The following is a 12,085-nucleotide window of genomic DNA, read 5'->3' as shown; positions in this document are numbered from 1 at the left end:
GAGCCAACAAGCGTAGCGCGTTAGCCGCTTGATGCGGGAAAGCTGGCGCAGTAAGTTATAGGTGCTTTATCGCTGCGACAAGCAGCATCCCACGTTGTCATGACCTTCAAGGCAACGCACAGGCCCAGCCTGTGAGGTCGACACCCAGCTCGTCATCACTGCCATTCAGCGGGAGTTCGCTTCGGCGACGGCAGTTACCTTATCTCCGCGCTTTAAGGGTTGCATCCTGTTCGTGAAGCCACCGCTTCGTTGCTATCTGTTTACGCGCTGATGCGTGTTTACACTCTTATCGCCAGTGACTGGCGCAACCGTCCACGGCCTTCTGCTGCCTCAGCTAATGCATCCATGAGGCAGCGGCGTCACTTCATACGGCGGAAAGCCGTTGCAAGTGACGCCGCAAACGATCTCTGCGCCAGCCCTTACGCCACAGCGCTTTCCGGCACGACCTGTCATCTGACGCACATTTGCTGCGCCAATTCTCATCAACCCACTTATCAGAGGAGGACTGAACCGATACCTGAGACAGGCTTTTAGCCTGAGGGGATCATCCTGCTGATGCAGGCGGCTGCACCGAGTGCATAACCGATATCCCCGCCATACCTCAACCGCTGCCGCTCCGGCGCGCAGGTATTGTTCAGTGCGGCACGGTAAATCTGTGTCGTAAAGTGCCGTGCGCCGGAGAACAGAGGTTATTGAGGACGGAGGGACAACTATGTCACGATTAAGCCGGGAAATGCAGACGCTGGCCCGACAGGCTGGCGGCAGCCATAAGACGGTGCATGACCGACTAAAAATTGCAGAGCGGCTTGCCAGCCATCTGCTGGTTTTGAATATTCAGATCCGCTCGATGCAGCATCTGAAAGCGAAACATATCGAATGCTATATCGCTGAGCGGTTAGAACAGGGAATTACTCTACGTACGCTGCATAACGAGATGGCCGCAGTGCGGGTGATGCTGCGTACCGCTGGGCGGAACAAGTTGGCGGACTCGGAACGGCTGAGCAATGAGGCGTTAGGGCTGGGCGGTGCCAGCCGTGACGGCGCACGTAGAGCTATTACGCCGGAACGTTATCAGGCGGCGCTGGCAATCCTGCAACAAAAAGACATTGGCCTGGCGCTGACGCTACAACTGGCGCGGATGATGGGCCTGCGTTCGCAAGAAGCGGTGCAGTGTTCGCAGTCGCTCCCGACATGGGCTGCCGCATTGGATCGGGGTGATGAGCGGTTTACCGTTGTTTTCGGCACCAAAGGCGGACGCCCGCGGGAAACGCTGGTCCTAAATCGGAAAGCGGTGCAGCAAGTGGTGCATCAGGCGCAGGCGGTCGCGGCCACCCGTAATGGGCGGCTGATTGATAAGCCTGACCTTAAAAGCGCGATGAACCGCTGGCGTTCGCAAACTGCGCTTGCCGGACTAAAGGGGCAATACTCGCCGCATAGTCTGCGCTATGCATGGGCGCAGGATGTGATTCGCCATTACCAGCAGGAAGGCTTCAGCCAGCGGGAAACCTATGCGCTGTCGTCAATGGATTTGGGACACGGCGACGGGCGGGGGCGGTTTGTGAAGCAGGTTTATGGGCGTGAGGTGTAAGCCAGCACTTTCTTTTCTATGGTCGGGCACCGTGCTTGGAGCCTATATGCTGGGAAACGCATACGCTGATCGGCTACTCATGTAGATTTTCAGCGATGCAGATAGATACCGAACTGGATAAGAGGCATCTACCTGCAACGGTATATATCACGGTATTTCTTTTTATGATTATTTTTATTCATTTAATATCAATTAGTTGTTATTGAATGCCATCATCGAGTGGGTCCCGCGTTCGGCATAGACCAGCAGCAAGTGGCATGAAACACCCTGAAGCCCGCGTAATCGCGGGCTTTCGGCTTTTTAGGTCTGGCACTTCGTTACAACGACTCGATCCTCGGTAGACAAGAAACTATCACTTTTTGTCGATATTGTGTCCGTGGGATAACGCTTTCAGAGGCGTGTGAATGGCTTAATGATACAAAGAAGACGATCGCAACGGGAGCAGGCAAGCAAAATCCGGTAATTATTGGTAAAATTAAAATCTTTCTTCAGACTCTGCCATTTTTTCCTGTATCACCGTCTTTGTTATTGATACGAAAAGCGGCTGAAATAAGGTATAAAGCCGCATGAAAATCCCAAATAGACTCCAACCTCTGGTCGATGATGGCCTCATAGACGATGTACTCCAACGCTTGAAGAGCGGCAAGGAGGCGGACGTTTACACTGTTTTATGTGGTGACAAAATCCAGTGTGCCAAAGTTTACAAAGAAGCAATGCAACGTAGCTTTAAACAGGCTGTTCAGTACCAGGAAGGGCGCAAAGTCCGTAATACGCGTAACGCCCGCGCAATGCAAAAAAGCTCAAAATTCGGACGCAAGCAACAAGAAGAATCCTGGCAAACGGCGGAGGTTGAAGCATTGTTCCGTCTTGCTAATGCTGGTGTTCGCGTACCGCAACCCTATATTTGCATTGACGGTGTGTTATTGATGGAGTTGGTCACAGATGCTGAAGGCGCTGTTGCTCCACGCCTTAGCGATGTGATTCTGACGGAAGAAAGCGCAATTGCTGATTTCGATACAATGATCCGCAATATTGTGCGCATGTTGTGTGCAGGTATTGTACATGGTGATTTATCGGAGTTTAACGTGCTGCTCGATGCGCAAGGACCGGTAATTATCGACTTGCCACAAGCTGTGGACGCCGCCGCCAACAACCTTGCTGAATCAATGTTTGCACGTGATGTTAATAACATCACCGCTTACTACGGTCAGTTTGCGCCACAATTATTGCAAACACGATATGCGAAAGAAATCTGGATGTTATATGAAGACGGAAAATTAACACCAGAAACAGCGCTAACCGGTCTCTTCGTCGAAGCGACGCATGAAGTGGATATGGGTTCACTGATTGATGAAATCATTGCAGCTGAAGATGAATTCTACGAACGTCAGCGGGCAAAAAAAGAACGCGACGATGAATAATGGTTGGAGCGATATAAGTCGTTGACGGCGCTTTCAGTTACAAAGAAAACTGAATTCGGGTTAGTCACCAGACGCCAGTTATAGCGTATTGCGCGCGACCATAAATGGCGGTATTACACTAAATGAATCAGAATGTTTGTTCTGGGTAAATGTCAAAACCGCAGTCAGTTTTATTGCCCACTACACTCTGTGCTAAATAGCAAAAAGCCTATCTAAACCCGCATAACTGCGGGTTTTCCCATTTTGAAGACGGCGGTTTCTTATTAAAGACACCGGCCACCGAAGGCGTGATTAATCAACTTGTCGCGAAATACTATTAAGCTTTGTGATTTGCTCGCCTGACAATACGAGATCTGCTGCGGCGAAATTCTCTCTGAGATGCGTCGTAGATGACGTTCCTGCGATGACAAGAATATTAGGAGATCGCTGTAGCAGCCATGCTAATGCAACCTGCTTTGGCGTCGCTCCGACCTCGTTAGCTACTTGCGAGAGGATCGATGATTGCAGAGGTGAAAATCCGCCCAGCGGGAAGAAGGGAACGTAAGCTACCCCTTGTGCCGCCAGAGCATCGATGAATTCATCATCGTCACGCTTGACCAAATTATACTGGTTCTGGACGCACACGATTGTCGTTATCGACTTGGCTTCGGCGAATTGTGTGGGTGAGACATTACTCAAGCCAATGTGACGAATCAGGCCTTGCCGCTGGAGTTTAACAAGTACCTCCAATGATTCGGCTACCGAACGTTCATCTGGCCCGTGTGCGCTGCCTAGCCGCAAATTGACAATATCGAGCGTTTCCAGACCGAGGCTTGTGAGGTTCTCATGCACAGCACGTTTGAGCCCATCTGGCGTAAGATCGGGTAACCAAGATGTATCGCCACCACGCACGAAGCCGACTTTGGTAACGATCGTCAGGCGATCGGAGTAGGGGGATAACGCTTCGCGGATGAGTTGGTTGGATATGCCCGGACCATAGAATTCGGCTGTGTCGATGTGATTGGCTCCCAGAGCTATCACTTCGCGTAGTACTGCCAGAGCAGCGTCTTTGTCACGCGGTGGACCCCAGACGTGCGGGCCGGGCAATTGCATGGTGCCATAGCCCATGCGTTTCAGATTCAACGATGTACCGGTCGGGGTAAATGTGCCACCAAGGTGCGAGGTATTCATGAAATTATCCTAATGTGGGTTGTTGAGGTTTATTGTGAAAGTACGACGATCTTACCGCGTGCATGACCGTAGATCTGGTAGTCCCACGCTTCATCAAAGCGATCGAAGGGAACTGCACGGTCAATGATCACCTTTACATTTCGACTGGCGATCGTTGCGACGAGATCGCCGAGACGATCGGCAAAGGGCTTGGCATAGAAGATGCTGGCTGTTACTCCATGTGCTCGTGCTTCTTCCTCGTCGGGTGGCATGACAGTAGAAATGAGGCGCCCACCCGCGCGGAGGACTTTGTAGGATCGGCTTTGGGTCTCTCCACCGACGAGGTCGAGAACCATATCGACGTCAGCAGCCAGTCTAGTGAAATCCTGTGAACGATAATCAACGACCTCATCAGCTCCCAGCCCTAGTGCAAGGGTAAGACCACTGCCAGACGCAGTTGCGATTACGCGTGCGCCTGCCATACGGGCGAACTGGACAGCAAAGCTGCCAACGCCACCAGCAGCAGCATGGATCAGTACTGTCTCGTGGGATTTCAATCTGCCGCAGGAAAATAGCGCGTGCCATGCGGTGATCCCGGCAGTCGGAATCGCGCAGCCCTGCGTGGCCGAAAGGTTTTCAGGTAATTGCACGCAGGCGTGGGCGGGGGTAACCGCAAAATCAGCAAGGCCACCTCCTGACCCGGCATCAACCCAGGCAATTACTCTGTCGCCAGCGTTCCATTGTGTAACTCCTGCACCAACACGCTCAATCGTCCCTGCGAAATCTGTGCCTAGCGTGATAGGCATGGTGATGTCGAAGAACTGGCGAGCCACCCCCGATGCCACGAGCGCATCAAGAGGATTGAGTGCAGTTGCCTCCACGCGCACGAGCACATCATTTTGGCCGACATCAGGTACGGGGATGTCCTCCCTACGTGGTGCTTCTGTGAAATTGTGAATGCGTATGGCTCTCATGTGTGATTTCCAACGTTGGGGAAAATAGGTATCGGTGATATATTTATGCACCAAGTGCAAAAACAAAATATTGCACTTGGTGCAAATTTTCAAGAAAAAAATATGTGAGAGCTTGGTATGGAACATGAGTTGAAACGCAAAGACGGCGTTCGCGAAAAGAAGCGCCGCGAGATGTACCACCGCATCACTGAAGTAGGCCTGAAGTTGTTCGCAGAGAACGGCTATGAAGCCACGACGCTCGATGAGATTGCCGAAGCATCGGGCATCGCCCGAAGAACCTTCTTTAACTACTTCGGCTCTAAGGAAGAAATCATCTTGGCTTGGCAAAATGCGCTGCCGAGTGAGTTACATGCGGAGATACTGAAGCAGGGTGTGGCAGCATCGCCAATTGAGACCATTCAAGCGGCGCTGGTTACTCAGACGGTAAATATGCGCCCGGATGTCGCGGTATTGATTGGCAGAATTGTGCAGTCGACTGAACAGCTCCAATTGGGCAATCAGGCTAAATTCCTGCGGATGGAGCAAGCAGCCTACGAGGCTCTGTGCGAGCTGTGGCCAGATATTGCCAGCCGATTCGGCTTGCGCCTTGCAGCCATGATTGGTGTCGGGGCAATGCGGCTTTCGATCGACGCATGGGTTACTGAAGGGTGTCAAAGACCACTAGTAGAGCACTTTGAGGAAAATTTTGGTTGTCTTAAAACCGAACTGGGTGCTTGCTAAGTGATACGGAGTCATGGTTTGTTTACAGGACGAATTTTTTACGAAAAGGGAAAGTTTCGAGCGTAATCGATAATGAGTTTATTTGTGGCACAAGCGCCACTCCCGATTCTGGGCGTTCAGTTACCGCTGTCCTGAGAGCCTATGTGCTTGGCAGACATTAAGCCACTGTGCAGTTCCTTCAGTTTAAAGATGTGGCTCATCGTCCGCGCCTTACTCATCACACGAAGCGATCCAATCCACCTATCAAAAATAATTTTGATAGGTGGATTGGAATGGGATGAATCACGCTGACAGGCACCCGGCGGATATCATCGCGGAATTACGGAAAAAAGGGACGACGCTGGCGGCGGTTTCCAGAGCTGCGGGGCTGGCGTCATCTACGCTGGCGAATGCGCTCACCAGACACTGGCCGAAATGAGAACGCCTGATTGCCGAAGCTATGGGGAAAAGGCCGGAAGAGATTTGGCCGCCGCGTTATTCAGGCGTGAAGTGAGCGCTGGGAGTAGGGACAATAACGAGAAAGCGCCACGGGTCATGGCACTTTGAAATTATCGTATTAATAAATATTAATACGATGTCAGTGAAGTCATTTCCTGACTTATAGCCCTGCGAATTTAAAAGGTTCGGCAGGTTTAAAGTGCTCTGAGGTCTGGCCGGAATAGATCGTACTTTGGTTTGGCCCCAAATCCAGTTTTGCAGCGTTACCTCCGCGTGGCGCAAAATCGATCTTTTTCAAATCGACCCAAAATATATTGGGCGAAACGGCAGACTCAAAGAAATATTGCAGTGATTTATGGTCGACAACGCTACGCCAGCGCGTTGAGGCAATATTTGGCATATCTGGTAAGGAATAACCATAAGGGACTGAAACACTACGAATGATACTGAATGCGGTGGCTAAGTCTGCTTTATCTTTTTCTATTTTTGGTTTTTCTGCTATGCCAGGAATGAGTTTATTGGGAGCAACATTTTTCACATAGAATGAGGCGCGAACAAAGCGATCGGCAGCGCGGTTCGTTCCCGGTAGCATCACATTGCCACCGATCTGATCCCAATAGGCATTAAGCGCCAACTGTTTATCGAAAGTTGGGGAATTGGTCATCACCTGATATTCGGGATCATGGTGAATGACTTGCTTGCCGTCGATATATTCAATAATTGCACTGTCGCCAGACGAATCAGATAACGAAAGGTGCAGCGTTGCTAACCTCTTCTGCCCTTCCACCTGTTTAGTAACCAGTATAAATTTTTCCTGTTGTAGTGACTTCACGGCTTCATCGACGGTAGCAAAATTATCCAACACGTATTGTGCCCAGGCGGCAATACTTAACCCTGGTTTTTTTGCTGTCGGATTGGTTGTGGGATATTCAGATTCAGCTAGCCAAAGCACGTTGGCTGCCAACCCTTTTTCATTAACCCCATCGGTTGTGGACGCCATTTTCTCGTTGCCATCAAAAGCAGAAGCAATAACACTGCCGTATTTTGATGTCCACTCCAGAGAATACTGACCAGCAGCGCCAGAGCGCTTTAATTCTCGTGGGAAAATCCAGAGATTAGTGTAGGTATCGTCGGCCCAGTCCATTGAACGGGCGGTAATAGGGTAATTAGGGTTATTGATATCTTTATAAACGAACCGCGTACAGGCGAGCGAAACCGCTGAGCCTAGTGTTAATGCGACCAATGATAATGCACATATCATAGGCTTAATACGCTTATTATTTTTTATCATTTAATTTCACCATTTTTATTTACAGAGATGTGCCGTTAATAAATCCAGCTAATTTATTATAGTCAGTGATTAATTAATGGCGTCAAAAATATTAAAATTAATGTAATGGCTTTAATTGATTTTTTAATAATTGTCTTTCGGGAATATATTATTTCCATGATATGGTTTTTACACCGTATTACGTGTCTTTCTGAGATGAAGTTTTCGGCATTTGATAAAAATCATGAGGGCTCCCTGAGAGCACCTGATCTTACTTAAGTCACTGGGGGCTGGCATAGCCAGTCAGACAGTTTCTTCCGTTTTTAATCCATCAAAGTTTTCAAAGTGCCAGGTTTCGCTGATGCGTCCTCCTTTAATACGGTGCATATCCATACCAGAGAAACGCACTTTATGGCCTCTGCGTAACGTAAAAATAGGTCAAGGCTTCGCCGAACGCTTTAACCTTAAGGCCAACTGGCAGTAAACTGATGGAATGATTTTTTGACCGATTTTCACTGTGGGCGTTCGCCTGCATGCACATCGATTCCGTTCCATCTCTTTTCAGTGAGCTATTTGGCCTATGACGTACCTCAAATTCTTGGGGATTGGGTTTATTTGTGTGCTGTTGCTGTCTTTTTGGCAAAGCTGGGCACAGTCGACGCGCAACGGCGAGACATTTAGTGGGCAAAGCTGGTGGTCTGCCAGGCGCGATTCTTCCGGGCTAGCACCGAACCCTGTGCAATTCCGCCAAACGGCTATCGTGCAGGTTTATGCTGCGCCGACTTACGGTTGGCGCGGGCTGGTCGCCGTGCATCCGTGGATCATCTTCAAGAAAGCAGGGGAAACCCAATATCGCCGCTACGAGGTTGTTAGTTGGGGAAGCGACAACGTCGTCCGTCTGAACCGCTCGATGGCCGATGCGTATTGGTACGGTGCGAAACCGAAACTATTGGTAGAACACCGTGGCGACAAGGCAGAAGCCATGATCCCGCAGATTGAGGCCGCCATTAAAAGCTATCCGTGGCCGAATACCTACCACGCCTGGCCGGGGCCGAATAGCAATACGTTTCTGGCACACATTGGTCGCGAAGTGCCCGCGCTCAAGCTGGATATGCCCGCCAATGCGATTGGTAAAGATTATCGCCCGATAACGCGACCGGTTGGGCTGTCGCCATCGGGGAGCGGCGTGCAGATTTCACTCTTGGGCGTGTTGGGTATCACGATGGGCGTTGAAGAGGGCATTGAAGCCAATATTCTGGGGCTGAATATGGGCGTGGATATAAATCCTCCCGCGCTGCGTTTGCCCTTTATTGGCCGCCTCGGCTATGAAAAAACGGGTAGCGAAGAAAGCTGAAAGTAGGTTTTCGCCTTACGCTCCGCATTGCCGCAGATGCGTCAGCAGATTGGTCACTTCAGGTTGCAGGGTTGCGGCGGATTTCACGCCCAGCCAGAGCTGACGTGAAGCCCACTCGTCGGTGAGGTTGATGGCACGTAACCCGGAGTTAAGCACTTCCGGGCGAATCGCGCCCTGCGGCAAAACGCTGATGCCTAACCCCGCTTCTATCATGCGGCAAATCCTGTCAAAGCTACTGAGCTGCACGCGCAGACGCAGCACTCTTCCCAGTTCATCCGAGGCGTCTTTCAACTGTTTCAGCAAAGCGCTACCGCTATTGAGGCCAACGTAATCGTAGCCTAATGTGTCGTTAAAGCTCACGTCTGACCGTGCGTAAAGTGGGTGCTGGGGCGAAACGAGTATGACAAGTTTGTCCTTACGGTAAGGAGTCTTCTCGACCCCTTGCGAGCTGACATTGTCCGCAAAAATCCCAATATCGGCTTCACCCATCGCCAGCGCTGTTACCACCGTTTTGCTGAGCTTTTCCTCCAGGTTAATTCGAATGAGCGGTCGCGTCAGAATGAACAGCGCGCAGTCCACGGTTCGCTCCAGTTCGGCGATACGTTTGCTCAGAGCTGAAAGCGTGATGTGAAATTTTTCTGCGGCTTTGGTCAGGCTGCCCGTCTGAGCAACCTGCAAAAAGACGCGGAGCGACTGGAGGTAAAAATGCGCAGGATTAGTCATGGTTAGCGAGAGTCCTCAGTCGGCTGGAAAACAGCACAATAGCTGGCAGTTTGATTCTGCGCAGCATGTTGTCATATGTCTTATGTCACGCTGTAAGTTAACTCGACTGGAGGTTTTCCTGACAGGAAAGGGTCATTGACGATTCAGTGATTATCAAAATGCGTCTCTGCACCTGGGATGGTGTTGTTCTCTCTCTATTTTTGCCTTATGGGTTATTTGGTCACGTTATGTTTAGCTTAATGATGTTCAGCGATATTTTGTTGTGTTTGCTTTTGGGGGTTGGGCTGGGTTTTTGCGGTGGAATGTTGGGAATTGGCGGGGGGATTATCGCGATTCCGATTCTGGGAGTGCTCTTTGGTATGGATCAGCATATGGCTCAGGGGACGGCGTTGGTGATGATAACGCCCAACGTGCTGATTGGTTTTCTACGCTATCGTCAGCGTAACCGTATTGATACGCGGGTGGCGTTGACTATGTGTGCTTTTGCTACGGGGTCTGCCTACCTCGCCGCTTATATCGCTTCATCGATTGATGTTCACAATCTTCAGCGCGCTTTTGCTACTTTCCTACTGGTGCTGGCGGCGTACTATATGTGGCAGTGGTATAACAAAAAGCGCAGTCAAACGTCGGAGATTGTACTGTCGACCAAGTATCTGCCGCTGCTCGGCGTAGCGAGTGGGTTTATGTCCGGTATTTTTACCGTCGGCGGCGGTCTGGTTGTGGTGCCAGCGTTGGTTACGCTGTTTGCCTTTGCGCAAACGCAAGCGCAGGGTATGGCATTGCTGCTGGTGGTACCGGGCGCACTGGCGGCGCTGCTTTCCTACTCGCAGGCGGGCAACGTTGACTGGAGTATCGGTTTACCGCTGGCGTTGGGGGGCATTGTCAGCGTGTCCTGGGGCGTTGCGGTTGCCCATAAACTGCCAGTCGCTTATCTACGTGGCGCATTTTGTCTGGTGCTGGTGGGCGTGGGGATCATCATGCTGGTGCTGAAATAGTCGCTACATCAATAGGTTTTGCCGCGAGGCGCGATGCATGCTGGTGAAAAAAATGGAAAATTTGTAGCGGTGTGCTGTCGCGCTGCGGTTCAACGACTCACTCACGATGTAATGGCTACTGTGGAAAAGAGTCGCTTTTATGATTCTGAGCCGCAAGCCTTAAGGAGACGCAGTTACCGGCCTAACTCGAATAAAGCCACCTCTCCTGTTCTGGAGGTGGCTCTTTCATATAAAAACCACTATTTACATTGACAGGTCGATGACCATGCGGCCTGTGATTTTCCCGCCTTTCATTTCAGCGAAAATAGCGTTGATATCTTTTAGCGGACGGCGGGTGACTTTCGGTTTTACTTTTCCTTCGGCCGCAAACTGGAATGCTTCCTTCAGATCTTCACGTGTGCCGACCAGCGAACCCAATACCTGAATACCATCCAGCACCAGACGCGGAATATTCAGATCCATTGATTCCGGAGGTAGGCCGACGGCAACAATGCGTCCACCTGCGCGAACAGAATCCACGGCGGAGTTAAATGCCGCACGGGCAACGGCGGTGACCACGGCTGCATGCGCGCCACCGGTTTTTTCCTGAATGATCTTGGCGGCATCTTCTTTGGCAGGATTGATGACCAGATCTGCACCCACTTCTTTGGCAAAGGCCAACTGTGCGTCGTTCACATCAATTGCGATGACTTTTGCATTAAAGACATTTTTGGCATATTGCAGTGCCAGATTGCCCAATCCGCCCAGGCCATAAATGGCGATCCACTGACCCGGCTTGATTTGCGAGACTTTCACCGCTTTGTACGTCGTCACGCCAGCGCAGGTAATGCTGCTGGCCGCGGCAGAATCGAGACCGTCCGGCACTTTTACCGCGTAATCGGCAACAACGATGCACTCTTCGGCCATGCCCCCATCGACAGAATAGCCTGCGTTTTTCACCGCACGGCACAGGGTTTCGTTACCGCTATTACAATATTCGCAGTGGCCACAGCCTTGATAGAACCAGGCTACGCTGGCGCGATCGCCGGGTTTTAGCGATGTCACACCTGGACCCACTTCTTTAACGATCCCGACACCTTCATGGCCGAGGGTGATGCCGGTAACATCGCCAAAATCACCGTCTTTGACGTGCAGGTCGGTGTGGCACACGCCACAGCATTCCATTTTTAGCAGAGCTTCACCGTGCTGGAGAGGGCGCAGTTTTTTCTCTTGAATCTCAACGGAATGATCCTTCGTAACGATGGCTGCTTTCATTAGTCTTCCTTTTACTGAATGTGTTGTGGGAATAATGTATTTAGGTTCTACCTATAAAAGAGTACACGCTGGCCCGGTAAGTGTCAAGATAGTTGGCACCCTTAGCTAATTTACGCCGCCTGTTTTTCCCGTTCCGGATTCAGCGTAACCGGACCTTCCGGTTGCCAGTTTCTTGTCTTTCCTGACCAGCGTTCCGGGT

10 protein-coding genes and 1 pseudogene are annotated in these 12,085 nt (G+C 50.9%); 6 read left to right on the top strand and 5 right to left on the bottom strand.

Annotation, left to right across the window (positions count from 1 at the left end; genetic code table 11):
- Window positions 1-712 precede the first annotated feature (712 nt).
- Together KP22_RS17485 and KP22_RS17480 are read left to right on the top strand one after the other, a co-directional pair.
- Window positions 713-1,588 (top strand): integrase domain-containing protein, encoded by an 876-nt coding sequence (locus tag KP22_RS17485; protein WP_039325443.1) that lies wholly within the window; start codon window positions 713-715, stop codon window positions 1,586-1,588.
- Between the two features lie 566 nt (window positions 1,589-2,154).
- On the top strand, window positions 2,155-3,009 hold the full coding sequence (locus KP22_RS17480) for a PA4780 family RIO1-like protein kinase (RefSeq protein WP_039325441.1): 855 nt from the start codon (window positions 2,155-2,157) through the stop codon (window positions 3,007-3,009).
- Between the two features lie 291 nt (window positions 3,010-3,300).
- On the opposite strand, the gene KP22_RS17475 is transcribed toward KP22_RS17480, so the two are convergent.
- Together KP22_RS17475 and KP22_RS17470 are read right to left on the bottom strand one after the other, a co-directional pair.
- Window positions 3,301-4,179: an aldo/keto reductase family oxidoreductase gene (locus KP22_RS17475; RefSeq protein WP_039325440.1), complete on the bottom strand. Its 879-nt coding sequence runs from the start codon at window positions 4,177-4,179 to the stop codon at window positions 3,301-3,303.
- A 29-nt stretch (window positions 4,180-4,208) separates the two neighbouring features.
- Window positions 4,209-5,258 (bottom strand): NADP-dependent oxidoreductase, encoded by a 1,050-nt coding sequence (locus tag KP22_RS17470; protein WP_244880043.1) that lies wholly within the window; start codon window positions 5,256-5,258, stop codon window positions 4,209-4,211.
- Between KP22_RS17470 and KP22_RS17465 the strand changes: the two genes are divergently transcribed.
- Both KP22_RS17465 and KP22_RS17460 read left to right on the top strand, forming a co-directional pair.
- Complete coding sequence (locus tag KP22_RS17465) at window positions 5,250-5,852, top strand: TetR/AcrR family transcriptional regulator (protein ID WP_039306215.1); 603 nt, start codon at window positions 5,250-5,252, stop codon at window positions 5,850-5,852. The genes KP22_RS17470 and KP22_RS17465 overlap by 9 nt on opposite strands.
- Window positions 5,853-6,129: 277 nt before the next feature.
- A pseudogene (locus KP22_RS17460) lies at window positions 6,130-6,345 on the top strand (helix-turn-helix domain-containing protein).
- 105 nt (window positions 6,346-6,450) lie between these two features.
- On the opposite strand, the gene KP22_RS17455 reads toward KP22_RS17460, so the two are convergent.
- Window positions 6,451-7,581, bottom strand: coding sequence for a linear amide C-N hydrolase (locus tag KP22_RS17455; RefSeq protein ID WP_052012557.1), 1,131 nt, complete (start codon window positions 7,579-7,581; stop codon window positions 6,451-6,453).
- A gap of 559 nt (window positions 7,582-8,140) precedes the next feature.
- Here KP22_RS17455 and KP22_RS17450 point away from each other — a divergent pair.
- Complete coding sequence (locus tag KP22_RS17450) at window positions 8,141-8,914, top strand: DUF3750 domain-containing protein (protein ID WP_039306219.1); 774 nt, start codon at window positions 8,141-8,143, stop codon at window positions 8,912-8,914.
- A 15-nt stretch (window positions 8,915-8,929) separates the two neighbouring features.
- Here KP22_RS17450 and KP22_RS17445 read toward each other — a convergent pair whose 3' ends face one another.
- Window positions 8,930-9,637 (bottom strand): LysR family transcriptional regulator, encoded by a 708-nt coding sequence (locus KP22_RS17445; RefSeq protein WP_039306221.1) that lies wholly within the window; start codon window positions 9,635-9,637, stop codon window positions 8,930-8,932.
- 227 nt (window positions 9,638-9,864) lie between these two features.
- Here KP22_RS17445 and KP22_RS17440 point away from each other — a divergent pair, with 227 nt between their 5' ends.
- Window positions 9,865-10,632, top strand: a complete 768-nt coding sequence (locus tag KP22_RS17440; RefSeq protein ID WP_039306428.1) for a sulfite exporter TauE/SafE family protein — start codon at window positions 9,865-9,867, stop codon at window positions 10,630-10,632.
- Window positions 10,633-10,875: 243 nt separating this feature from the next.
- Here the strand turns inward: KP22_RS17440 and adhP are convergent, their stop codons facing one another.
- Window positions 10,876-11,886 (bottom strand): alcohol dehydrogenase AdhP, encoded by a 1,011-nt coding sequence (gene adhP / locus KP22_RS17435; RefSeq protein WP_039306226.1) that lies wholly within the window; start codon window positions 11,884-11,886, stop codon window positions 10,876-10,878.
- Window positions 11,887-12,085 lie beyond the last annotated feature (199 nt).

This window comes from Pectobacterium betavasculorum, from assembly GCF_000749845.1.
GTDB lineage: Bacteria > Pseudomonadota > Gammaproteobacteria > Enterobacterales > Enterobacteriaceae > Pectobacterium > Pectobacterium betavasculorum.
Note: the sequence above shows the minus strand (reverse complement) of the source record. Positions and strands in the feature narration are given on the sequence as shown.

Excerpts from the sequence above, each read along its gene's own strand:
- KP22_RS17445 (WP_039306221.1), bottom strand. The coding sequence starts at position 9,637 with ATGACTAATCCTGCGCATTTTTACCTCCAGTCGCTCCGCGTCTTTTTG.
- KP22_RS17465 (WP_039306215.1), top strand. The coding sequence starts at position 5,250 with ATGGAACATGAGTTGAAACGCAAAGACGGCGTTCGCGAAAAGAAGCGC.
- KP22_RS17440 (WP_039306428.1), top strand. The coding sequence starts at position 9,865 with ATGTTTAGCTTAATGATGTTCAGCGATATTTTGTTGTGTTTGCTTTTG.
- KP22_RS17475 (WP_039325440.1), bottom strand. The coding sequence starts at position 4,179 with ATGAATACCTCGCACCTTGGTGGCACATTTACCCCGACCGGTACATCG.
- KP22_RS17450 (WP_039306219.1), top strand. The coding sequence starts at position 8,141 with ATGACGTACCTCAAATTCTTGGGGATTGGGTTTATTTGTGTGCTGTTG.
- KP22_RS17455 (WP_052012557.1), bottom strand. The coding sequence starts at position 7,581 with ATGATAAAAAATAATAAGCGTATTAAGCCTATGATATGTGCATTATCA.
- adhP (WP_039306226.1), bottom strand. The coding sequence starts at position 11,886 with ATGAAAGCAGCCATCGTTACGAAGGATCATTCCGTTGAGATTCAAGAG.
- KP22_RS17480 (WP_039325441.1), top strand. The coding sequence starts at position 2,155 with ATGAAAATCCCAAATAGACTCCAACCTCTGGTCGATGATGGCCTCATA.
- KP22_RS17485 (WP_039325443.1), top strand. The coding sequence starts at position 713 with ATGTCACGATTAAGCCGGGAAATGCAGACGCTGGCCCGACAGGCTGGC.
- KP22_RS17470 (WP_244880043.1), bottom strand. The coding sequence starts at position 5,258 with ATGTTCCATACCAAGCTCTCACATATTTTTTTCTTGAAAATTTGCACC.